Raw genomic sequence first — 21,810 nt, 5'->3', positions numbered from 1 at the left:
CCGATGGCTTTCGGCGCCGTTTTTCGTTGTAGGTTCCGTTGCCGGGGCGCTTTCCTGTTGACGATCCGGCGCACGGCCCGCCGGCCGGTTCAATCGCCCCGGGCGTTGGGATACCCTTCTCCCCCGCGCCTTTTCCCGTCCGCGACGCCACCCGACCAAGAGCTGCCATGCCTGCCATCGATCCCGATCGCGACTGTCCGCGCTGTCCGCGGCTGGTCGATTTCCGAAACACCTGGCGGACGCGCGAGCCGGACTGGTTCAACGCGCCGGTGCCGACGTTCGGTGACCGGGACGCGGAATTCCTCGTCGTCGGGCTGGCGCCCGGCCTTCGCGGCGCCAACTGCACGGGCCGGCCGTTCACCGGCGACTATGCCGGCGATCTCCTCTTTGCCACGATGATCGATTTCGGCTTTGCAACAGGGTCCTACGAAGCGCGGCCCGACGACGGCCTGACGCTCGTCGGGGCCGCGATCACCAATGCGGTGCGCTGCGTGCCGCCGGAAAACAAGCCGACCGGTCCGGAGATCAGGGAATGCCGGCCGTTCCTGATCGCGACCCTTGAGGCGATGCCGCGGCTGAAGGCGGTGCTGGCGCTCGGCCGGATCGCCCATGACACGATGCTAACGACGCTGGGGGAGCGCCGTGCCGCCCATCCGTTCGGCCATGGCGCGCGGCACGACATCGGCCGGTTCACCCTTTTCGACAGCTATCACTGCTCGCGCTACAACACGAACACCGGCCGGCTGACGGAAGAGATGTTCCGCTCGGTCTTTGCCGATGTTCGTGCCGAGATCGACGCCGGATAACAGCCGCACTCAGCCTTTTTCGCGCAGAAGCCGGCCTTTTTCCCGTTCCCAGTCGCGCTTTTTCTCGGTCTCGCGCTTGTCGTGGACCTTCTTGCCCTTGGCCAGCCCGAGCAGCAGCTTGGCGATGCCGCGCTGGTTGAAATAGAGCTTCAGCGGGATCAACGTCATGCCTTCGCGCTGAATGGCGCCGATCAGCTTGTTGATCTCTTTTCTGTGCAGCAACAGCCGGCGCAGGCGTCGCGGTTCATGGTTGAACCGGTTGGCCTGCAAGTATTCCGGAATGTGCGCGTTGATCAGGAAGATCTCGCCGTTCTGCTCGGTGGCATAGGATTCGGCGATGTTGCTCTTGCCAAGCCGCAACGACTTCACCTCCGTGCCGGTCAGGGAAATGCCGGCCTCGAAGGTCTCCATGATCTCGTAGTTGAATCGTGCCTTTCGGTTCTCGGCAACAAGCTTGCCGGGAGCCGGTTTGTCGGCGGCCATGCCGGAACTCCGGTATTAGCGCGATTTAGAGCCTTTCGCGTGATCAATGGCTCACGCGAAAGGCTCTAATCGGTTGTTTCTTCGCGTATTCTCGTCCGAAAACCGGTTCCCACTTTTCGGGAATACGCGCTAGTTGAGGATGCCGGCGTGCTGCATCGCCTCGGCGACGGCCTTTTCGGCCACCGTGGAGATCGGCGTTACCGGCAGGCGCAGCTCGTTCTCGCATTTGCCGAGCAGCGACAGGCCATATTTGGCCCCGCCCGGGCTCGGTTCAAGGAACAGCGCCCGATGAAGCGGCATCAGCCGATCCTGGAGCGTCAGCGCACCTGCGAAATCGCCGGTGAGCGTCGCCTCCTGGAACTGCGCGCAGAGCCGCGGGGCAACGTTCGACGACACCGAGATGCAGCCCTGGCCGCCATGGGCGTTGAAGCCGAGCGCGGTCGGGTCCTCGCCGGAAAGCTGGATGAAATCCGTGCCGAGCACACGGCGCTGGTCGCTGACCCGGCCGAGATTGGCGGTCGCATCCTTCACGCCCTTGATGTTGCGGCCATCGGTGTAAAGCCGGGCCATCGTCTCCACCGACATGTCGACGACCGAGCGCGGCGGGATGTTGTAGATGATGATCGGGATGCCGATAGCGGCATCGACGGCCATGAAGTGCCGGTAAAGGCCCTCCTGGCTCGGCTTGTTGTAATAGGGCGTGACCACCAGCACGGCGTCGGCGCCGGCGCTTTCGGCGTGCCTGGCGAGATCGATGGCCTCGGCCGTGTTGTTGGAGCCGGCGCCGGCGATCACTGGCACCCGGCCCTTGGCCGTCTCGATGGCGAGCTCGACCACGCGTTTGTGCTCGGCGTGGCTCAAGGTCGGCGATTCACCCGTCGTTCCCACAGGAACGAGCCCGTTGGTGCCTTCCGCGATCTGCCATTCGATCAGATCCTGGAACGCCTTTTCGTCCACCGCGCCACCCTTCATCGGTGTCACGAGCGCGGTGATCGAACCCTTGAACATCTTTCTATCGCCTTTCAACGCCTGTTGCGGCCGGCGCAAAACGGCAGTGCCCGGCCATCCTCCAAATGCGGCGGACCATAGACCGCAAGCCGGCCGGCGGCAAGCCGTAGTCATCGCATGCCGTCTATCCGAACCGTCTGCCTACGCGGGCGCGATTCAAACTAATGCCGCAATTCTTCGTTCATCCTGTTGCGGCAGGATTCTTTCGTTTCACGCACGCGTTGCGCGACCGGAACCGGCAGGTTTCCGGCCGCGTTTTGGTTTTGGGCGGTACCGGCATTATTGGAATGGGGAACGTGACGTCGATGACAACCGGTCGGCAATCCCGTGCGGTCGCAGCACTCGTGCTGGCAACCCTCGTCGCCTTGCCGCTGGGCGCGACTGTCCGTGCCGGACCGCGGCCGAAGATCGAGGTCGCCCCGGCGGGCGCCTCTGCGCTGATCCGCATCTCCGTGCCGCGGCCGAAGCCCGCGCGGGACCCGATCGCGGCAACAATTTCAAGCACAGTGCCGGCCGGCGCGCCCGTGCCGCAGCCGAAACCGGCGCCGCCTGCCATCTCCCATTCCCCCGCGCCTGCCCCGCCGCCGGCAACGGAGACGGCCTTGCCGCTGGCCGCAACCGTCGGCCAGAACGCGGCCGACCAGGTCCCCGCGGCGAAGGGGTCGCTGAAGGCCGGCCTTGCGGCCCTGCGCAAGGGGCGCGTGCGGGACGCCATCGCCATCCACAACGGCATGGGCCGCAATTCGCTCGACCGCAAGATCCTGGAATGGCAGATCGCCCGTTCCGGCGGCCGCGAGGTGCCGAGCGCCTTCATCACCCGGTTTGCGGCGAGTGCGCCGGGCTGGCCGGATAGCCGGCTGCTGAAGATCCGCGCCGAAGCGGCGCTTTTGCGCGAGGACCCGGCACCGGCCAAGGTGCTTTCCGTCTTCGGCCGGGCCTGGCCGGTCTCCACGGACGGCACCATCGCGCTCGCCCGCGCCCACCGCAAGCTCGGGCGCCGCGACGATGCCCGCCGGCTGATCCGCGACGTCTGGCGGCGCAAGCGGATGTCGAAAAAGCAGCAGGCGACCATCCTTCGCGAGTTCGGCCGGCTCCTCAACCGGGCCGACCACAAGGTGCGCGCCGACGCCATGCTCTACCACGACCGCGTCACCGAGGCGGAGCGGCTTGCCAGCCGCCTCAGCAGTTCGGAGCGTGCCCTCGTCAAGGCGCGCAGCGCCGTCATCCGCCGCCAGCGCAATGCGGGAACGCTCCTGAAGGCGGTGCCGAAGAGCCTGCAGCGCGATCCGAGCTTTCTCTATGCGCGGGCCCAGTATCTGCGCCGGAAAGACCATTGGACCGACGCCGGCACGCTGCTCGCCGATGCGCCGCGCGACCCTCAGGCGCTGATCGATCCGGACGCCTGGTGGGTGGAGCGCAAGATCGTCTCGCGCAAGCTCCTGGAACTCGGCAAGCCGGACCTTGCCTACAAGGTGGCGTCCCGGCACAGCGCGGAAAGCCCGGCAAAGCGCGCCGAGGCGGAATTCCATGCCGGCTGGTATGCGCTGCGCTTCCTGAAGAAGCCGGGGCTTGCCCGCCCGCACTTCAAGAAGATCCTTGAGATCGGCGAGACGCCGATCACCCGCTCGCGCGGCTATTACTGGCTCGGCCGCGCCGAGGAAGACCTCGGCAACAAGGACGCCGCCAGGAAGGCGTTCGAGCGCGCCGCGGCATTCCCTTCCGCCTTTTACGGCCAGCTTGCCCGGGCGCGGCTCGGCAAGTCGTCGCTCGGCCTCGGCCATCCGCCGACCGCGACCGCAGACGACCGCACGGCATTTTCCCGCAACGAACTGGTCCGCGCGATCAAGGCGATGGCCGATGCCGGCCATGTCGACCTGACGCTGCCGCTCTTCATGCAGCTTTCCGACACCCTGCCGAATGCGGCCCAGGCGGCGCTGCTGACCGACCTTGCCGAGGACTACGGCAAGCACCGCTACGCGCTGATCGTCGGCAAGCAGGCCGCCAATCGCTGGCCCGAGGCCGCGTCCATCGCCTTTCCGATGAAGGCGATCCCGGCCAAGACGAAGATCAAGAACGGCGTTGAAAAACCGCTGGTCTATGCCGTTGCCCGCCAGGAAAGCGCGTTCGATCCCGGTGCGGTCAGCCATGCCGGCGCGCGTGGGCTCCTGCAACTCCTGCCGTCGACCGCCAAGGCAACGGCGCGGCGCAACGGCCTGCCCTATTCCAAGAGCCGGCTGACGCAGGATGCCGCCTACAACGCGACCCTCGGCGCGGCCCATCTCGGCGAGCTCGTCGGCCGGTTCGACGGCTCCTACATCATGACCTTTGCCGGCTACAACGCCGGCAGCCGGCGCGTCGACGAATGGGTCAGCCGGTTCGGCGATCCGCGGTCGGCCAAGGTCGATGCGGTGGACTGGATAGAGCGTATCCCGTTTACGGAGACGCGGAACTATGTTCAACGTATTACCGAAAACCTGCAGGTGTATCGCACGCGGCTGAACGGCTCAGGCCTGCAGATAGAAAAGGATTTGCGGCGCGGCGGCTGACAACGACCGTTGCCCGCGCGGGAAGAACGCCGACGACGGGGGTAACGGTGACGGGTGACGACCGCAAAGCGCTTTTCGAACGCCTGCGCCAGGATCTGGCCACCGGCTGGACGCCGGTCCGTTACGAGAGTGCCGACGGGCTGGCGCTCGGAGGACGCGACTACCGGCCGGCACCGGACGCGGATAGCGGCAACGCCCTCCCCCTTCTCTGCCTGCCGGGGTTAACCCGCAATTCCAGGGACTTCCATGCGCTCGCCCGGGCGCTGTCCGGGCGCGGCAAAGATGCCCGCCGGGTTGTTACGCTGGACCTGCGAGGCCGCGGCGTCTCCGCCTCCGATGCCGATGCCCGCAACTATGCCCCGCCCGTCGAGGCCGAGGACGTCGTCAAGGGGCTCGACAGCCTCGGGATCGAGCGGGCCGTCATCCTCGGCACCTCGCGCGGTGGCCTCGTCGGCACTTTGATCGCCCTCGGCCATCCGGCACGCCTCGCCGGTCTCATTCTCAACGATGTGGGGCCGGCGATCGAGACGGCCGGCCTGAAGCGGATATCCGACTACATCGTCTCGCCATGGGTGCCATCGACCTGGGAGGCCGCGGCCGCCGGCCAGAAGCGCCAGCTCGAGGCGTTCTTTCCCGATTTCGGCGACGAGGACTGGATGCGGTTCGCGCTGCAGATCTACGCCGATGTCGACGGCAAGCCGGCCTTCGCCTTCGATCCGCAGCTCGGCGCAACCTTTGCCGACATCTCCTTCGACAAGCCGCAGCCGACCGCCTGGGAGCTGTTCGATGCGCTTGCCGGGGTCCCGCTGATGGTCATCCGCGGCGTGCTGTCCGACATCCTTTCGGCCGAGACGGTCGCGGAAATGGGCGCCCGGCGCAGCGATCTCGACGTCCTCACGGTGCCGCGGCAGGGCCATGCGCCGGTGTTGTGGGAAGACGCGGTGGTCGCGCGGATCGCCGATTTCCTCAGCGAATGCGACCGCGAAGGGACCGGCGCGACAGAGCCGCCGGCGCCCTGAGGCACCGGCGAAGAAAGTTTCCGTTGGCCGATCAGCCCTTGCTGGACGGCACGTCGCCGTCGTCGACCCGCTTGGAAAAGGCGGTGTCGCCGCCTTCCGCCAGCACCTTGGCCTGGCCGATCCAGTCTTCGCGCTCGATGCGGCCGGCAAAGGCGAGGAATGTGCCGACCCAGCGCACTTCCGGCGCGGTCCACGCGGCGATCTGGCGGAAGTGGTAAATCCCGACGTCGTTGAGCTTCTTCTCGTTGACCTTGCCGATGCCGCGAATCCGCTTCAGGTCGTCGGCACCGCCAGCGTCCGGAGACACCAGCCCGGCCGGACGGGCGCCGACCGCGTCGGCCTTTTGTTCCGGCGTTGCGTCGTCCGGCAGCGCCGCGAGCCGCTCCGCCGCCTCTTCGTCGCTCAGGTCCTTGACTTCCGTCCTGGCGGATTTGGCGACCGCCTGGGCCTCGTCCTTGACCTTTCCGGCCACCGATTTGGCGGCCGCACTGACCTTGTCCCTGGCATCCGCCGCCTTCTTTTTGGTGGCATCGGCCGCCGCCTTGGCCTTTTTGGCGGCATCGTCCTTCGCCTTCCTGGCGTCAGCCTTGGCCTTGTCTGCCGCCGCATTCGCCTTCTTTTCGGCGTCGGCCTTTGCCTTTTCGGCGTCGGCCTTGGCGTCCGCCGCCTTGGTCTTGGCGGTGGCGACCGCGCTCTTTGCGCCCGTCTTGGCGTCAGCCGCCGTCTCGGCAGCCTTTTCCCTGACCGTTTCGGCGCCGGCGCTGATCTTGGCCGCGCCACCGGAAAAGGCGCTCGACAGTCCCTTGAAGACGCCGCGGCGCTCAGCATCCTGCGGTTCCCACCAGGCGCGCAGGCGGCAGCCGATGAAAAGGCCGATGAAGACGGCCACCAGCATCAACAGGAAAAGTTGGACATTGTACCAGGTCATGCCTGCCTCCCTCGCTCAGCTATCGCTTTGCGGGCGGCAGAGCCACCAGCCGATACCGGTGCCGACGACAAGTGCGAAGAACAAAAGCAACCAATGATGGGTGATCATGTACCACATGGGCCTCCCCCTATTCCGGAACGATGCGAAATTCGATGCGGCGGTTGAGCGCCTTGCCCTCTTCCGTGTCGTTTGAGGCGACCGGACGGTCCTCCCCGAAGCCGACGGCCTCCAGACGGTCGGCGTCGACGCCGGCACGGACGAGATAGTCGACGACCGCAGCCGCGCGCCAATCGGACAAACGCAAATTGTCCGCCTCGCTGCCGTCGGAATCGGTGTGGCCTTCGATGACGACCCGGCTCTGTGGGCAGCGCTGGGCAACGAAAACAAGATGATCGAGGATGCCGAAGCTGTCACGGTCTATTCGCGTGCTGCCGGTCTCGAAACGGATCCTGTTGCCCCTCAGGATGCTGGAAAAGAGCTGCTGGCATCTTGAGGCGGACACGGGCGTGCCCGGCGCGCGAATGCGCAAGTCATTGAAATTCCCGGAAAAGCCGGCAGGCAACTCCGACAGGAGCCGGTCGCGAACGCTTTCTGCCGCGGCCGCGTGGTAGGCGGCGCCGGACAGCGTCAATTCGTCCGCGCGAATCTCGATCTGCCCCTCGCCGAGCCGCGCAAGGGCATTGAGGCCGGCGCCGGCCGCGTCCAGGAATCGCTCCGGCATGCCCTCACCGGGACGCTGGCGGTCGATCACCGGCACGGCGCCGAAGCGCTGCGACACCAGTTCGCCCAGAGGCTCCTTGGTTGCGGCATCGGGAATCGCGCCGGCAAGGATGAGCGTGTCTTTCGTGCGCCGGGCGATCCAGGTCGCCGGCGGCACCTCGGCAAGGTCAGCATCGCTTTCCGGCAGCGGCGGCAGCGGGCGCAGGAGGTCGACCGTACCGAGCGTCAGGCCGTCCGGCAGTTCCGACGTCAACGCTTTCAGAAGCGCCTCGTGCTCGGGAATTGTCTTCGCCTCGCCCGATATGGAGAGCGTCGTATCCGTCAGCGACACCGTTCCGTGGTCAAGCACCGAGAGCCGATCGAGCGCAAAGGCGACGAAGCCGTCAAAACCGTCCGGCGCCCCGGAGGCATAGCCGGTCGTGTCGTCGAGGCTCGCCCCCCTCAGAGCGCTTTCCGATTTTTTTACAATGGCTTCCCGCTCTTCCTTCGAGCCGACATAGCCTTCCAGAACGACCGCTTCGCCGGTCTTTTTTGCCGACCAGAGATAGGGTTTTGCGGGCGGCGCCAGGACGTCCGTCCGTTCCAGGGTGTAGCCCAGCGGCAGTTCGGTCTTCAGCGTGCGCAGGAGCCGTTCGTAGGTTCCCGCCGTTGCCGCCGTCCCCGACACGGTCACCGCGCGATCGCGGATCGCCACCTCGCCCGCCGTCATGTCCTTCAGGAGATCGAGCCCGAAGCGGGCGGCATTGTCGAGCCCCGGTGGCGCGCCGCTTGCCAGCGGCAAATCGTAGGTCAGTTTTTCGTCGGCAAAGATCTTGCGCACGTCTTCCAGGATACCGTCCCTTGCGCCGCGGCGCGGAACGTAGCCGGAAACGGAGAGTGCGTCTTCCTTGCGGGTCAGGGTCAGGGGATAGGGCGACTGGCCGGGAAGGATGTCCGTCTTGTCGATGACGATGCGCACGCCCCAGACCCGGTCGACCGATTTCAGGGCGAGCAGCAGCGCTTCCTTGCTGGGGGCCGTGCCGGTAAGGGTCGCGTCACGGCCGGACAGGGAGACGTCGGCCCAGGCCTGGGCATCCTGCATCAGCCGACTTTTTGCCCGTGCCGTCAGATCCTGTTCGACATCGCGGAGCAGGACAAGATCGCCCAACGCCGTCAGGAGGGCCGCCGCGCCGATCCCGACAAGGGCGAGTTTCCACGGGTTTGCCATTCCCTCTTCACGCTCCTCTTCGCCCTGGCGAGACCGCCTTGGCCTGGCGCCTCACCGAGCGCTGCCGCGAATGCACGGGCATTGCCACCGCATCCGTCCGGCCGGGGCCGGAAAACCGCCATTCCCGGGAATTCACACTAGTGACTCGGTGAAGGGCCGGCAAGGAAGGCGAGCCTTGAAAAAGCCCGCAAATCGCCGCGCTGGAAGCCGCAAGCAGAGGAAACAGGCGTACCGGCAAAAAAAAGAACCCGGTGGATTGCTCCACCGGGTTCCCAACGATCGGATGATCGTCTGATTAGAAGGTGCGCTGGAAGCGCAGCAGGCCGACGACGTCGTCATGCTCATCGCCCACATCCGGCTCAACGTACTCGTAGTCAACTTCGACGCCGATTTCGAAACCGGAAGCCGGCGACCAAACGAGGTTGCCCTGGATGTCCCACTCGTCGAAGTCGCCGCAGCCACGACGCGGGGCGACGCAGATGCCATCCCACTGGTCGATGTTGGCGTAGGTGACGGTCAGACCGGACGACAGGTTCGGCATCCAGTAGTGGGTGAAGCCACCACCGATCGACCAAGCCTCCGTGGTGACGAAGTCACCGCCGAGACGACGGGCCGCATCATAAGCGGTGCGCCAGCCGTTGGTCGACGGGGTCACGTAGGAGGTGGCACCGTCCGCATAGGCGGCCTGCAGGGCGATCGTGTCACCAGCCGCAATCATCGGCAGGTTGAAGATCACGCCGGCGCCGACTGCCCAGCCGAGCTCGGAGTCGTCACGACCACCGATGCCGTCACGCACGTCGTGCAGAGCGGCCATCACCTGAGCCGAACCCCAGCCCTGGCTGACGTTCAGGTTGGCGACGAGATCCGGCCACCAATGACCGCCGTAGGCGTCCATCGGAACACCAGCCGGGATAGCGCCGGTGGCGGACACGAAGCGCGACCAACGACCATTGAGGACGCCCATACGCGAGTAGGTGCCGTCTTCGATCGAGACCGAGGCCGAGAAGCCGTTGCCGAAGGCAGCGGTGTAGGCCAGCACGTTGGTGTCGGAATCCTGAAGCGAGTTGTCGAGCTTCTCGTAGGTAGCGCCAGTCCAGAACTGGAAGAAGCTGTCCGTACGACCGGCCGTCAGACCGCCCCACTGGATGAAGCCGTAGTCCATGGTGGTGTTGGTGCCGCCGTAGGAGTCAGCGGTCCAGTAAACCTGGGCGTAGGTGCGCAGCAGGCCGAACTCGGTGTTGGTGCGGCTATCCAGACGCAGATAGGCGCGAGCGCGGGTCGAGCTGTAGTTGGCATTGCGGCCACGGGACGAGCCGAACGAGCCAAGAGCGTTGGCCGAACGATCGTAGGTGACCTCGTTGCCCCACACATAGTAGTCGGCGCGGATACGGCCGCCGACGCGCAAGCAGGTCTCGGTGCCCGGGATGTAGAAGAAACCGGTGCCGAACGCGTCGCAGACACGAACGTAGTCAACCGGCTCCGGGGCGACCGGAAGATCCGCCGCCTGGGCCCCAGTGATGGCGAGCGCGCCCGCAGCACCGAGGAGAAGGCTTTTGATTTTCATTTCCTGACCTCCAAAGTCAAAGTTACCGGGAAGAGGTTGATGTCTGTCGACCGAAACCTGTCCCTATTTCCCCGCGAAACTGCCGCCCGCGGTCCACCTGTTCGGTTTATAAGCGTAACGGCACCCAACGCTCATTCGCGTCAGTCGCAGGGTCAACATATCTGAACGTTCTTTCCGATCAACACACAACAGGGCCGGTTTACGGCTTTTGGACCCCTATGTTGCAGGAATGTCACGAGGCGGGGGATGACCTACGTCATTCTGCGTAGGCTTTTACCCTGTTCCGGCGAAAAGCCCCGGAAATTCAATGCCTCAGGACGCTCATTCCCTAACAAAATCCTAACGGAGGAACCACCCGCGGAGCGTAAATTCCGGCTCGAGGCCGGCCGGAAAGGCTTGCTGTTGCCGAATCGCAACATGGGCGGCGCGGGCGGGTTGCCCGCCGTTAAGGAATCGGGGTTGCGACGGGATGGAATCGGACCCGCGACCAGTGCCGGGCATGGGAATCAGGTCCGGGCCCTGCCGCGGCGTCAGCGGGGATCGATTTCCGGGCCGGGCTCGGTCAAGATGCCGTCCGCGCTCCCGGAGTGCCCATATGCCCATCCCGAAAAAGAGGTTGACCATGTCGTCCAGCGCGCCCGCGTCCAAATCTCCCGCCATTCTCGTCACCCGCAGGCTGCCCGACAATGTCCGCTCGCGGCTCGCACGGGATTATTCCGCGGACCTCAACGAGGATGACGGCGTGCTGTCCCGCGACGAGCTGCTTCGGCGGGCGCGGGACGCCGACGCGCTCCTCATCTGCCCGACGGAAAAGATGAGCGCTGAGGTGATCGCCGCCCTGCCGGAGCGGGTGAAGATGGTGTCCTGCTTTTCCGTCGGCGTCGATCACGTCGACCTTGCCGCGGCGGCCGAACGCGGCCTCATCGTCACCAACACGCCCGACGTGCTGTCCGATGCGACGGCTGAGATCGCGATTCTCCTGATGCTCGGCGCGGCCAGGCGGGCCGGCGAAGGCGAACGCCTGGTCCGGGCCGACCGCTGGCACACCTGGAGCCCGACCTTCCATCTCGGCACGGAAATCACCGGCAAACGACTCGGCCTCGTCGGCATGGGGCGCATCGGCCAGATCACCGCGCGCCGCGCGCGCGGCTTCGACATGGAGATCCACTACCACAATCGCCGCCCGCTCGATGCGGAGCTTGCCGGCGATGCCGTCTATCACGAGAGCCTGGAGGAGATGCTGCCGCTCTGCGACGTGCTCTCGATCCATTGCCCGCTGACCGCGGAGACGACCGGGCTCCTCAATGCGGAACGGCTGGCGCTGTTGCCGGACGGGGCGATCGTCGTCAACACCGCACGCGGCGGCGTCGTCGACGACGAGGCGCTGATCGCCGCGCTGAAATCCGGCAAGCTGGCGGCGGCGGGCCTCGACGTCTTCAACAACGAGCCGAACATCCATCCCGGCTACCGGGAGCTGGAGAACGCCTTCCTGTTACCCCATCTCGGCAGCGCCACGGTGGAGACGCGCGACGCCATGGGCTTTCGCGCCGTCGACAATCTCGATGCCTTCTTTGCCGGCAAGGAGCCGCCCGACCGGGTGGCTTGAAGACCGGGGCGCTGCGATGAGGTCAGATTGTCGTCATTGCGAGTGAGCGAAGCGAGCGCGGCAATCCAGGGGCCACGCGCTCCGAGCAAGCGGCTTCTGGATCGCCGCGTCGGCCTAGCGGCCTCCTCGCGATGACGCAGACAGATCGTTCGGGTCTGATTCCAGGCGTCCCGCCCTAAGCCGACGCGAACGCGGCCAGGCCGGCCTCGGCGCATTCCATGTCCTGCTGGGGCGTGCCGGAGGAGAGGCCGATGCCGCCGACCACCTCGCCGTCGACGACGACCGGAAAACCGCCGCCGACCACGGAGATGCGGCCGCCGAGGGCGGTATGGATGCCGAAGACGAGGCTGCCCGGCGTGCAGGCGGCGTTGTATTCGTGCGTCGCCTTCCTTGCGGACGCCGCCGTGAAGGCCTTGTCCATGGAGAGCTGGATGGAATGGACCTTGCCGCCGTCCATGCGCTCAAAGGCGATCAGGTTACCGCTCTCGTCGACAATGGAAATGCACATCGGCACGCCGATCTGCATGGCCTTGTCCCGCGCACCGGCGATGAGGATCTGGGCCTCGGCGTGCGACAGCCGTTTGATGGTCTGCATTTTTCATTCTCCCCTCCCCGGATCGGCGTCCGGATGTTCGATCGCGTTCGGACGGTTCAGCCCTGTTCGGCCTTCTTCTCGCGGCGGCGGGCGTGGAGAATCGGCTCGGTGTAGCCGGACGGCTGCTCGCGTCCCTTGAAGACGAGGTCGCAGGCCGCCTTGAAGGCGACGCCGTCGAAGCCCGGCGCCATCGCCTCATAGGCCGGATCGCCGGCGTTCTGCCGGTCGACGACCTCGGCCATCCGCTTCATGGTCTCCAGCACCTTGTCCTTGTCGACGACGCCGTGGTGCAGCCAGTTGGCCATGTGCTGGCTGGAAATGCGCAGGGTCGCCCGGTCCTCCATCAGGCCGACATCGTGGATGTCCGGCACCTTGGAACAGCCGACGCCCTGGTCGATCCAGCGCACCACATAGCCGAGAATGCCTTGCGCGTTGTTGTCGAGTTCGGCCTTGATCTCATCGTCGGACCAGTTCGGCCGGTCGGCGAGCGGGATGGTGAGGAGGTCGTCGAGCGTTGCCCGGCGCCCGCCCGTGGCGATTTCCTCCTGGCGGGCGGCAACGTCGATGCGGTGATAGTGGGTGGCGTGCAGGGTGGCGGCCGTCGGCGACGGCACCCAGGCGGTGTTGGCACCGGCCTTCGGGTGGCCGACCTTCTGCTCCAGCATCGCCGCCATCAGATCCGGCATCGCCCACATGCCCTTGCCGATCTGGGCCTTGCCGCGCAGGCCGCAGGTGAGCCCGACATCGACGTTCCAGTCCTCATAGGCGGAAATCCAGGTCGAGGCCTTCATCTCGCCCTTGCGGATCATGGGGCCGGCTTCCATGGAGGTGTGCATCTCGTCGCCGGTGCGGTCGAGGAAGCCGGTGTTGATGAAGAACACCCGGTCCTTCGCCGCGCGGATGCACTCCATCAGATTGACCGTGGTGCGGCGCTCCTCGTCCATGATGCCGACCTTGATCGTGTTCGCCGGCAGGCCGAGCACCTCCTCGATGCGCGCGAAGCACGCGCAGGCGAATGCAACCTCGTCGGCGCCGTGCATCTTCGGCTTGACGATATAGACCGAGCCGCGGCGCGAATTGCGCATCGCCGCATCGGGCGACTTGTTCAGGTCGTGCATGGCGATCAGCGTCGTCATCACCCCGTCGAGGAGGCCTTCCGGGATCTCCGCGCCGTCCGCATCGACGACGGCCGGAGTCGTCATCAGGTGTCCGACATTGCGCACCAGCATCAGGCTGCGGCCCTGCAGGCGCACCTCGCCGCCGTCCGGCGCCACATAGGACCGGTCCGGATTGAGCTTGCGCTCGACGGTCCTGCCGCCCTTCTCAAATGTGTCGACGAGATCGCCGCGCATCAGGCCGAGCCAGTTGCGATAGGCGACGGCCTTGTCCTCGGCATCGACGGCGGCGACCGAATCCTCGCAGTCCATGATGGTGGAGAGCGCGGCCTCCAAGACGATGTCGGCAACGCCCGCCGGATCGTCCTTGCCGATCGGGTGGCCGCGGTCGATGGCGATCTCGATGTGGAGGCCGTTGTTCTTGAGGAGAATCGCATCGGGAGACGCGGCATCGCCCCGGTGGCCGGCGAATTTTTCCGGCGCCTTGAGGCCGGTCTCGCCGCCGGGCGTCGTAACGACGAGGGCGCCGCCCTCCACCCGGTAGCCAGTGGCGTCCTTGTGGGAGCCTTTTGCAAGCGATGCGGCGTCGTCCAAAAAACTCTTGGCCCAGGCGATGACCTCGGTGCCGCGCTCTGGGTCGTAGCCGGAGCCTATCTCGCCGGGGATGGCGTCGGTGCCGTAGAGCGCGTCGTAGAGGCTGCCCCAGCGGGAGTTGGCGGCGTTCAGCGCATAACGGGCGTTCATCACCGGCACGACGAGCTGCGGGCCGGCGACCTCGGCGATCTCGCTGTCGGTGTCGGCCGTCTCGACCGAGAACGGCGCGCCTTCCGGCTTCAGGTAGCCGATCTCTTCCAGGAAGGTCTTGTAGGCGGCCGCGTCGTGCTCCTTGCCGCGGCCGCCGGTGTGCCAGGCGTCGATCTCGGCCTGCAAGCGCTCGCGAACCTCGAGGAGTTCGCGGTTCTGCGGGGCGAAGTCGCGGACGAGGCCGACCAGTCCCTGCCAGAATTTTTCCGGTGCAACGCCCGTTTCCGGCAGGGCCTCGTTCTCGATAAAGGCGTGCAGCTCCGGCGCCACCTGGAGGCCGCCGATATCGATCCGTTCGCTCATGTATTCGTCCCGCTTCTCATCATGCCTGCGGCGAAATCCCCGTGTGACGGGAAACCGCGCATCAGCGCTGGTTCAATGATTTTTGCCGGATTGTCAAACCTGAATGCGTGGCGGCGGCACTCGTCGGATGCCGCCGTCCTCGGTTCAAATCGCGCTTTTCGGACCCGCCATGGCTAGCTGGAAACCGGCTCGCCGCCGTTCGGATGCAGCACCTGGCCGCTCATGTAGCTGCCGTCCTCGCAGGCGAGGAACAGGTAGGCCGGCGCCACCTCGTTGGGCTGGCCGGGGCGGCCGAGTGGCGTGTTCTGGCCGAAGGTCTCCACCTTTTCCGGCGGGAAGGAGGCCGGGATCAGCGGCGTCCAGATCGGCCCGGGGGCAACGCCGTTGACCCGGATGCCGCGGTCGGCAAGCTTGGACGCAAGGCCGCGCACCAGGGACAGGATCGCACCCTTGGTCGAGGCGTAGTCGAGAAGAAGGTCCTGGCCGCGATAGGCGGTGACGGAGGTGGTCAGGATGATCGAGGAGCCTTCTGCCAGATACGGCAGCGCCGCCTGGACGAGGAAGAAATTGCCGAAGATGTTGGTATCGAACGTCCGGCGCAGTTGCTCCTCGGAGATATCTTCAACGTGCTCGCGGGCGTGCTGCTCGGCGGCGTTGCCGATGACCACGTCGAGGCGGCCATAGGTCTCCACGGTTTCTTCCACGATCCGCTCGCAGCAAGCCTTGTCGCCGACGTCGCCGCGAAGGAGGATTGCCGTCGACCCCTCCTTTTCCACCAGCTTGCGGGTTTCCTCCGCGTCGCGCCGCTCGTCCTTGTAGGACAGCGCGAGCCTTGCGCCTTCGCGGGCAAAGAGCACCGCGACCGCGCGTCCGATGCCGGAATCGCCGCCGGTGACCAGCGCCACCTTTTCCTTAAGCCGGCCTGCCCCGGCGTAACGGGGCCGGTAGTCGGGCAGCGGATCCATCGAATATTCGTAGCCGGGCTGGCGGGCTTGTGCCGTTCTCATGTTGTTTTCCCTCCCTTTGCAAGGCGGTATTCACCAAACAATTCAGCGGGAAAACGGGCGTTGCCCGGCATTTGTTCCGGGTTTTGGCGGAACCGCCGTTAACTTTGTTGCGTTGACCCAGGGAGACAGCCGGAAGACGAAAGGAATCCGAGATGAGACAACACACCTATCTGACGCTCGCACTGGCGCTGGCCGTGAATGCGGTGTTGGTCGGGATCGCCGTCGTCCTTCTCCACAGCGTTCCGGCGCTGGAGGCGTTTGCCGCCTATCTGCTGCCGATCGGTATCATCGTGGCGATCGCCGCAACGCCGCCGCTGGCCTGGCGCATTGCGCCCTACCTGCAATCCGACAGAGACGAGGACGACCACCACAGATCGTCAGACCACATGCACGCCCATCGCGGCGCCCGATGACGCTGCGGCCGGCGTGCATGCCGTGAGCACCCGGCGGCGCCGGTCCGTCATCGCAGCGACCCGTCGGCCCCTGGCTTCACCCGGCGGGGCGGGCTTTTGGTCTCCAAAGCAACGCCTCTCCTCGCCACAGTCCTTCCCCGCGCAGGAATGCCCGACATGACCAAGTATCTGCGTTTCGCCGCTATGATCGCCACGTCGACAGCGGTCATGCTGGTGCTCATGTATCTCAACACCTACGCCCTCGACCACGTGTTCTGGAGCGAGACGCGGGCCTATATGGCGCTGGTGATGGGGGCGGCGATGGCCATCGTCATGCTCGGCTTCATGCGCGGCATGTATCCGAACACAGGGATCAACATAGGCATCGTCGTCGCGGCGATCGTTGTTTTTGCCGGCGCGCTCTATCTGGTGCGCAGCCAGGACACTGTGGCCGATGTTAGCTGGATGAAGGCGATGATTCCGCACCACTCCATCGCCATACTGACCAGCGAGCGGGCGAACATTTCCGATCCGCGGGTGCGTGAGCTCGCCGACGGCATCATCGAGACCCAACGGCGCGAGATTGCCGAAATGAAGGCGCTGATCGGAGATATTGAGAGCAAAGAAGGCCGCTGACGTCCAAACGACGGAGCGCGCGATGTGATCGATACCATCCCGGCCATATTGAGCAACGGCTTTGCCTCGGCCATTCCGCCGGTCGAAATGGTGGTGCGTCTCGTCGTTGCCGCAGCCCTTGCAGCCGTTATCGGGTTCGAGCGCGAATGGCACGATCGGCCGGCCGGGCTCAGGACCCACCTCCTGGTGGCCATCGCCAGCGCCACCTTTGCGATGATCACGGTCGAGATCGTTCAGTTGCCGCTGTTTTCCGGCGACACCATGCGCACCGATCCGCTGCGCCTCGTCGAAGCGATCACCTCCGGCGTCGCGTTTCTGGCCGCCGGCTTCATCATCTTCCATAAGGGCGAGGTGCACGGCGTGACGACCGGCGCCGGCATGTGGCTTGCGGCCTGCATCGGGCTCGCCTCAGGGCTCGGCCTCTTTGCCCTTGCCTTTCTGGCCTGTATTGCCGGCGCGATCGTGGTCATGCTGTTGCGCCGTCTCGAGGTGCGCCTGAAGTTCAAGGGCCGGCGCTCCAGGAAGACCACCGACGAATAGCCGCCCGTCTCCCGAGGAACGATTTCGGCGTCGGCTCGTTTTTCCCCCGAAGCCGGCACGACATGCGGCCGGGCAATCAGGAGGAGGTTCACATGAGCGAACAGGCCAAAAAGTCCGACCGGACCGAGACGATCAGCGAGACCGATCTTGCCAACGAGCGCATGGGCAACAACCAGCTCCAGGGCAACGACCAGGAAAGCGTGCGCAACCAGCGCCACAGCCAGCCCGACGTGAAGACCGAGACCGACGGCGTCATCGAATCCTTCGAGAAGCTCGACAAGGAAACGCGCGCCCGCCGCGACCTCGGCAAGGGCAACCGCAAGAGCGACGCCGATAGCTGATCGCGGGCATGACCTTCGCGCATCAAGCCGGGCCGACGCCAACGCTTGCGCCGGCCCGATGCCGTCCAGAGACGGTCAAACGTTACAGACAATTCACATTTTCTTCAGGAACATTGCCCGGTCGGGCGCGTTGGCCCTCGCAAGAGCGCTCTTGCTTGGTCGTCCGACTCATTCCTGCGAAGCGCTCCTCCCAATAATCAGAGGCGGGAGAGCCCCATGACCCACGATCCCCACATCCACGTCTATCGAAAGCCATCGCCGGTGGCGAAATGGGCGACCATCGTCCTGGGCGCCGTCCTTGCCCTTTGCGGCGCGATCCTCCTCATCGGCGGCATCTGGCTCGCCAGCCTCGGCGGCTCCTGGTACTACGTCGTTGCCGGTATCGGCCTCCTCCTTTCCGCTTATTTCCTGTTCCGTTTGTCGATCACCGGCGTGTGGATCTACGCCGCCGTGTGGTGCGGCACGGTGCTGTGGGCGTTCTGGGAGGTCGGGACCGACTGGTGGGCGCAGGTTCCCCGCATCATCGCCCCGACGGTGCTGCTGGTGCTCGTCCTGCTGACGATCCCGGCGCTCATCCGCAGGCCCTACCAGCCGCCGGCCGAGACCACGCTCTGACGCGACCGCAAAAAACAATCCGAACCGAACGACCGACCTGAAAGGTGACCCATGTTACCGCTTTCCAATATCTCCCGGATTCTGATCGCCGGCACGCTGTTCGTCGGCGCCGCGGCCGGGGCGGCAAAGTCGCAGACGCCCGAACAGCCGCAATCCCAGACCCAGATGCAGGAGTCCGAGGCACCGGCAACGCCGTCGAGCCCGGATTCGGCTGAGATGCGGCCCGATGAGACCGCGGACACCCCGCCGGTCCCCGCCCCGACCTCCGATGTCGTCGATCCGGCGTCAGGCGACACGACAACCGAAGATGCTACGCCGCCGACCGATGCCGCCGCCCCAGAGGCGAGTGAGACCGGCACGGAACAGCAGGACGCCTCCGATACGCAAAGCGAAGAGACGTCTGCCCCGCAAAGCCTTGCCCGCAGCGCACCGGCAACGCTTCCCGAGGCCGGCGCCGACTGGCCGTTCTATGGCGGCGGTCCGGGCGCCACGCGCTATTCGCCGCTCGACCAGATCACCCCGGACAACGTCTCCAAGCTGAAGCGCGCCTTCGTCTACCGCACCGGCGACATGCCGACCAAGGAGACCAAGGGCAAGTATTCGCCGGAAAACACGCCGCTGAAGATCGGCGGCACGCTCTATATGTGCACGGCCATGAACAAGATGGTCGCCTTCGACGCCGCCACCGGTAAGGAGACGTGGCGCTACGACCCGAAAGTCTCGCCCGACGCCATTCCCTATGGCGCGAGTTGCCGGGGCGTTTCCGCCTATACCAATCCTGATGCGGCCGAGGGCGATGCCTGCGCCACCCGCATCATCGAGGGCACGCTCGATGCGCGCCTGATCGCGGTTGACGCCAGGACCGGCGAACCCTGCGAGGACTTCGGCGAGAACGGTTCCGTCGACCTGTGGGCCGGCATCGGCGAGAAGGTGCCCGGCTGGTACGCCGTCACCGCGCCGCCGGCGATCGTGCGCGGCATCGTCGTCACCGGGGCGCAGGTCAAGGACGGCCAGGCGGAGAATGCGCCGTCCGGCGTCATCCGCGGTTACGATGCGGTCACGGGCGAGCTCGCCTGGGCCTGGGATCTCGGCAATCCGGAGCTGACCGGCCTGCCGCCGGAGGGCGAGACCTACACCCGCGGCACGCCGAACATGTGGACCGCGCCGGTCGGCGACGAGGAACTCGGCTATGTCTACCTGCCGCTCGGCAACTCCGCCGTCGACTACTATGGCGGCAATCGCTCGGACGCGGAGAACGAATACGCCACCTCGCTGGTCGCGCTGGACGTGACCACCGGCAAGCCGGTCTGGCACTTCCAGACCGTCCATTACGATCTGTGGGACTACGACCTCGGCTCCCAGCCGACGCTGGTCGACGTGCCGGTCGGCGGCGAAAAGGTGCCGGCGGTGATCCTGCCGTCCAAGCAGGGCGACATCTACGTGCTGAACCGGAAAACCGGCGACTCGCTGTTCCCGGTCAAGGCGATGAAGGCGCCGAAGGGCGGCGTGGAGACGAGCAGCCTCGCCGACACCCAGCCGGTCTCCGGCTACCACGTGCTGCCGCGCGAGCGCCTTACGGAAAAGGACATGTGGGGGTTCAGCCCCATCGATCAGCTCTGGTGCCGGATCCAGTATCGCCAGGCGACCTATGACGGGCTCTACACGCCGCCGACCGTCGACAAGCACTGGATCCAGTATCCGGGCTACAATGGCGGCTCCGACTGGGGCTCGATCGCCGTCGATCCGAAGCGCGGCGTCATCATCGCCAACTACAACCACGTCCCGAACCACAATCGCCTCCTGACCCGCGACGAGGCCGACAAGCGCAACCTGCGCCCGATCTACGAGGACCAGGAGCAGAGCTCCGGCAGCAATGCGGAAGGCGACGGCGACCCGCAGACCGGCTCGCCCTACGCCATCGAGGTCAATGCCGGCTGGCGCGTGCCGTTCACGGGCGTGCCCTGCACCAAGCCGCCCTATGGCGGCATCCAGGCGATCGACCTCGCCACCGGCAAGACGCTGTGGGACGAGCCCATCGGCACGGCACGGCGCAACGGCCCGTTCGGCATCTCCAGCATGCTGCCGTTCAAGATCGGCACGCCGAACAATGGCGGCCCGGTCGTCACCGCGGGCGGCCTCGTCTTCATCGGCGCGGCGACCGACAATCTGTTCCGCGCCATCGACATCAAGACCGGCAAGGTGGTCTGGAGCGACGTGCTGCCGGCCGGCGGCCAGGCCAACCCGATCGTCTACGAACAGGACGGCCGGGAATACGTGATGATCATGGCCGGCGGCCACCACTTCATGGAAACGCCGATCGGCGACTACGTCATCGCCTACGCCCTGCCGAAGGGCGACTGACCCAACGGCACTGCCAGCGGAAAACCGCGGCCCGCACGGAAGAACGATATCGGTCGTTTCGTGCGGGCCGTTTGCTTTTGCCCTCCCCCGCTCAGGCCATCGTCACGATGGCCTTGCGGAAGCGGGCGAGCGCGAACAGGAACAGTGCCGTCCCGATCGCCGCAAGGGCCAGCAGTTGCGGCCAGATCACCGAGCCGTCGGCGCCGCGGAACAGCACCGCCTGGGCGATGATGACGAAATGGGTGTTCGGCGCCCCCATCATGATCATCTGCACGAATTCCGGCATGCTCTCGCGCGGCGTCGTGCTGCCGGAGAGCATCTGCAGCGGCAAAAGGATCAACAGCATCAAAAGCCCGAACTGGGGCATGGAGCGCGCCACCGTGCCGAGGAATATGCCGAGCGAGGTGGTGGCGAAGAGGTGCAGGGCCGTGCCGAGCAGGAACAGCGGCATCGAGCCCTCCACCGGCACCCGCAGAATACCCTGGACAATGACGAGGATGGCGAAATAGCAGGCAACGAGGACGACGAGCCCCATCGCCCAGACCTTGCTGGTCATGATCTCCAGGGGCGTTACCGGCATGACGAGGAGATGCTCGATGGTGCCGTGCTCGCGCTCGCGGATCAGCGCCGCGCCGGTCAGGATGATCGCCAGCAGCGTCACATTGTCGATGACATGCATGACGCCGAGGAACCGCTCGTTGTCCAGCGTCGGATTGAAGCGGGCCCGGGTGACCAGATTGACGGTCGTATCGGGGACGTCGCGGTAGCGCTTGAGAAAGGCGTTCACTTCGCCCGTGACGATGTTCTGGATCACCGCGTTGCCGGTGAAGGCCTGCGTCATGCGCGTTGCGTCGACCGAGAGCATGATGGTCGGCTTCTTGCCGGCGAGGAGGTCGCGCTGGAAATCGGGAGGGATGTCGAGGGCGAAGGTGTCGAGGCCGATATCCATGCGGCGGTCGAGTTCCTGCGGCTTGATCATTTCCGGCGGCAGGAAGTCGGGCGGATAGAAGGCGCCGGCGATACGGGCCGCGAGCGGCGAGTTGTCCTCGTCGACGATGGCGATAGGCGCGCGGTGCAGGGTCTCCTTCATCGCCGTTGCCGCGGTGTAGACGGAAAACGAGAAGGCGTAGACGATCAGCACCAGCATGATCGGATCGCGGGCAAGGCTGCGCAGTTCCTTGATGCCGAGGTGGAGGACGTTGGCAAATCGCATG

19 protein-coding genes are annotated in these 21,810 nt (G+C 65.8%); 10 read left to right on the top strand and 9 right to left on the bottom strand.

Annotated elements, in window-relative coordinates:
• Positions 1-167: 167 nt before the first annotated feature.
• Positions 168-806 (top strand): uracil-DNA glycosylase, encoded by a 639-nt coding sequence (locus tag CH339_RS11965; RefSeq protein WP_111434585.1) that lies wholly within the window; start codon positions 168-170, stop codon positions 804-806.
• A 9-nt stretch (positions 807-815) separates the two neighbouring features.
• Here CH339_RS11965 and smpB read toward each other — a convergent pair whose 3' ends face one another.
• Both smpB and dapA read right to left on the bottom strand, forming a co-directional pair.
• Positions 816-1,289, bottom strand: coding sequence for an SsrA-binding protein SmpB (smpB, locus tag CH339_RS11960; RefSeq protein ID WP_111434584.1), 474 nt, complete (start codon positions 1,287-1,289; stop codon positions 816-818).
• Positions 1,290-1,418: 129 nt separating this feature from the next.
• Entirely contained in the window at positions 1,419-2,297 is an 879-nt protein-coding gene (dapA, locus tag CH339_RS11955; RefSeq protein ID WP_111434600.1) for a 4-hydroxy-tetrahydrodipicolinate synthase, read from the bottom strand.
• A 305-nt stretch (positions 2,298-2,602) separates the two neighbouring features.
• On the opposite strand from dapA, the gene CH339_RS11950 reads away from it, so the two are divergent.
• Together CH339_RS11950 and CH339_RS11945 are read left to right on the top strand one after the other, a co-directional pair.
• Positions 2,603-4,843 (top strand): lytic transglycosylase domain-containing protein, encoded by a 2,241-nt coding sequence (locus CH339_RS11950; protein ID WP_146610162.1) that lies wholly within the window; start codon positions 2,603-2,605, stop codon positions 4,841-4,843.
• A gap of 47 nt (positions 4,844-4,890) precedes the next feature.
• Complete coding sequence (locus tag CH339_RS11945) at positions 4,891-5,862, top strand: alpha/beta fold hydrolase (RefSeq protein WP_170138502.1); 972 nt, start codon at positions 4,891-4,893, stop codon at positions 5,860-5,862.
• Positions 5,863-5,893: 31 nt separating this feature from the next.
• Here the strand turns inward: CH339_RS11945 and CH339_RS11940 are convergent, their stop codons facing one another.
• The 3 genes from CH339_RS11940 to CH339_RS11930 all read right to left on the bottom strand — a co-directional run bounded on the left by CH339_RS11940 (position 5,894) and on the right by CH339_RS11930 (position 10,281).
• The gene (locus CH339_RS11940) at positions 5,894-6,790 is read right to left on the bottom strand and encodes a helix-hairpin-helix domain-containing protein (protein WP_146610161.1); all 897 of its coding nucleotides are present in this window, start codon (positions 6,788-6,790) and stop codon (positions 5,894-5,896) included.
• 127 nt (positions 6,791-6,917) lie between these two features.
• Positions 6,918-8,717, bottom strand: a complete 1,800-nt coding sequence (locus tag CH339_RS11935) for an OmpA family protein (RefSeq protein WP_111434580.1) — start codon at positions 8,715-8,717, stop codon at positions 6,918-6,920.
• A 295-nt stretch (positions 8,718-9,012) separates the two neighbouring features.
• The gene (locus CH339_RS11930) at positions 9,013-10,281 is read right to left on the bottom strand and encodes a porin (RefSeq protein ID WP_111434579.1); all 1,269 of its coding nucleotides are present in this window, start codon (positions 10,279-10,281) and stop codon (positions 9,013-9,015) included.
• A 622-nt stretch (positions 10,282-10,903) separates the two neighbouring features.
• On the opposite strand from CH339_RS11930, the gene CH339_RS11925 reads away from it, so the two are divergent.
• Positions 10,904-11,887 (top strand): 2-hydroxyacid dehydrogenase, encoded by a 984-nt coding sequence (locus CH339_RS11925; RefSeq protein WP_111434578.1) that lies wholly within the window; start codon positions 10,904-10,906, stop codon positions 11,885-11,887.
• A 175-nt stretch (positions 11,888-12,062) separates the two neighbouring features.
• On the opposite strand, the gene CH339_RS11920 is transcribed toward CH339_RS11925, so the two are convergent.
• From CH339_RS11920 to CH339_RS11910, 3 genes are all read right to left on the bottom strand, one after another.
• A complete protein-coding gene (locus tag CH339_RS11920; RefSeq protein ID WP_111434577.1) occupies positions 12,063-12,482 on the bottom strand; it encodes a GlcG/HbpS family heme-binding protein in 420 nt (139 codons plus the stop codon).
• Positions 12,483-12,538: 56 nt separating this feature from the next.
• Positions 12,539-14,704 (bottom strand): malate synthase G, encoded by a 2,166-nt coding sequence (locus CH339_RS11915; RefSeq protein WP_111434576.1) that lies wholly within the window; start codon positions 14,702-14,704, stop codon positions 12,539-12,541.
• Positions 14,705-14,877: 173 nt separating this feature from the next.
• Positions 14,878-15,711: an SDR family oxidoreductase gene (locus CH339_RS11910; protein WP_244669094.1), complete on the bottom strand. Its 834-nt coding sequence runs from the start codon at positions 15,709-15,711 to the stop codon at positions 14,878-14,880.
• Between the two features lie 152 nt (positions 15,712-15,863).
• On the opposite strand from CH339_RS11910, the gene CH339_RS11905 reads away from it, so the two are divergent.
• The 6 genes from CH339_RS11905 to CH339_RS11880 all read left to right on the top strand — a co-directional run bounded on the left by CH339_RS11905 (position 15,864) and on the right by CH339_RS11880 (position 20,596).
• The gene (locus CH339_RS11905) at positions 15,864-16,124 is read left to right on the top strand and encodes a hypothetical protein (RefSeq protein ID WP_184443438.1); all 261 of its coding nucleotides are present in this window, start codon (positions 15,864-15,866) and stop codon (positions 16,122-16,124) included.
• Positions 16,125-16,280: 156 nt separating this feature from the next.
• Entirely contained in the window at positions 16,281-16,739 is a 459-nt protein-coding gene (locus tag CH339_RS11900; protein ID WP_111434597.1) for a DUF305 domain-containing protein, read from the top strand.
• 24 nt (positions 16,740-16,763) lie between these two features.
• Positions 16,764-17,279 carry an MgtC/SapB family protein gene (locus CH339_RS11895; protein ID WP_306461176.1) on the top strand — a complete coding sequence of 172 codons (516 nt, stop codon included), beginning with the start codon at positions 16,764-16,766 and terminating at the stop codon, positions 17,277-17,279.
• 92 nt (positions 17,280-17,371) lie between these two features.
• The gene (locus CH339_RS11890) at positions 17,372-17,620 is read left to right on the top strand and encodes a hypothetical protein (RefSeq protein WP_146610160.1); all 249 of its coding nucleotides are present in this window, start codon (positions 17,372-17,374) and stop codon (positions 17,618-17,620) included.
• Positions 17,621-17,836: 216 nt separating this feature from the next.
• Complete coding sequence (locus CH339_RS11885) at positions 17,837-18,235, top strand: glucose dehydrogenase (protein WP_111434574.1); 399 nt, start codon at positions 17,837-17,839, stop codon at positions 18,233-18,235.
• Between the two features lie 51 nt (positions 18,236-18,286).
• A complete protein-coding gene (locus CH339_RS11880; RefSeq protein WP_201240992.1) occupies positions 18,287-20,596 on the top strand; it encodes a pyrroloquinoline quinone-dependent dehydrogenase in 2,310 nt (769 codons plus the stop codon).
• A gap of 91 nt (positions 20,597-20,687) precedes the next feature.
• Here CH339_RS11880 and CH339_RS11875 read toward each other — a convergent pair whose 3' ends face one another.
• Positions 20,688-21,809 (bottom strand): ABC transporter permease, encoded by a 1,122-nt coding sequence (locus CH339_RS11875; protein ID WP_111434573.1) that lies wholly within the window; start codon positions 21,807-21,809, stop codon positions 20,688-20,690.
• Position 21,810: the final 1 nt, after the last annotated feature.

This window comes from Rhodobium orientis (assembly GCF_003258835.1).
In the GTDB taxonomy this organism is placed as follows: Bacteria; Pseudomonadota; Alphaproteobacteria; order Rhizobiales; family Rhodobiaceae; genus Rhodobium; species Rhodobium orientis.
The sequence above is the reverse complement of the archived record's forward strand: the minus strand, read 5'-3'. Positions and strand labels throughout refer to the sequence as shown.

Excerpts from the sequence above, each read along its gene's own strand:
- CH339_RS11900 (WP_111434597.1), top strand. The coding sequence starts at position 16,281 with ATGACCAAGTATCTGCGTTTCGCCGCTATGATCGCCACGTCGACAGCG.
- CH339_RS11940 (WP_146610161.1), bottom strand. The coding sequence starts at position 6,790 with ATGACCTGGTACAATGTCCAACTTTTCCTGTTGATGCTGGTGGCCGTC.
- CH339_RS11880 (WP_201240992.1), top strand. The coding sequence starts at position 18,287 with ATGTTACCGCTTTCCAATATCTCCCGGATTCTGATCGCCGGCACGCTG.
- smpB (WP_111434584.1), bottom strand. The coding sequence starts at position 1,289 with ATGGCCGCCGACAAACCGGCTCCCGGCAAGCTTGTTGCCGAGAACCGA.
- dapA (WP_111434600.1), bottom strand. The coding sequence starts at position 2,297 with ATGTTCAAGGGTTCGATCACCGCGCTCGTGACACCGATGAAGGGTGGC.
- CH339_RS11930 (WP_111434579.1), bottom strand. The coding sequence starts at position 10,281 with ATGAAAATCAAAAGCCTTCTCCTCGGTGCTGCGGGCGCGCTCGCCATC.
- CH339_RS11950 (WP_146610162.1), top strand. The coding sequence starts at position 2,603 with ATGACAACCGGTCGGCAATCCCGTGCGGTCGCAGCACTCGTGCTGGCA.
- CH339_RS11905 (WP_184443438.1), top strand. The coding sequence starts at position 15,864 with ATGAGACAACACACCTATCTGACGCTCGCACTGGCGCTGGCCGTGAAT.
- CH339_RS11915 (WP_111434576.1), bottom strand. The coding sequence starts at position 14,704 with ATGAGCGAACGGATCGATATCGGCGGCCTCCAGGTGGCGCCGGAGCTG.
- CH339_RS11920 (WP_111434577.1), bottom strand. The coding sequence starts at position 12,482 with ATGCAGACCATCAAACGGCTGTCGCACGCCGAGGCCCAGATCCTCATC.
- CH339_RS11935 (WP_111434580.1), bottom strand. The coding sequence starts at position 8,717 with ATGGCAAACCCGTGGAAACTCGCCCTTGTCGGGATCGGCGCGGCGGCC.
- CH339_RS11890 (WP_146610160.1), top strand. The coding sequence starts at position 17,372 with ATGAGCGAACAGGCCAAAAAGTCCGACCGGACCGAGACGATCAGCGAG.
- CH339_RS11910 (WP_244669094.1), bottom strand. The coding sequence starts at position 15,711 with ATGAGAACGGCACAAGCCCGCCAGCCCGGCTACGAATATTCGATGGAT.
- CH339_RS11925 (WP_111434578.1), top strand. The coding sequence starts at position 10,904 with ATGTCGTCCAGCGCGCCCGCGTCCAAATCTCCCGCCATTCTCGTCACC.
- CH339_RS11965 (WP_111434585.1), top strand. The coding sequence starts at position 168 with ATGCCTGCCATCGATCCCGATCGCGACTGTCCGCGCTGTCCGCGGCTG.
- CH339_RS11875 (WP_111434573.1), bottom strand. The coding sequence starts at position 21,809 with ATGCGATTTGCCAACGTCCTCCACCTCGGCATCAAGGAACTGCGCAGC.
- CH339_RS11885 (WP_111434574.1), top strand. The coding sequence starts at position 17,837 with ATGACCCACGATCCCCACATCCACGTCTATCGAAAGCCATCGCCGGTG.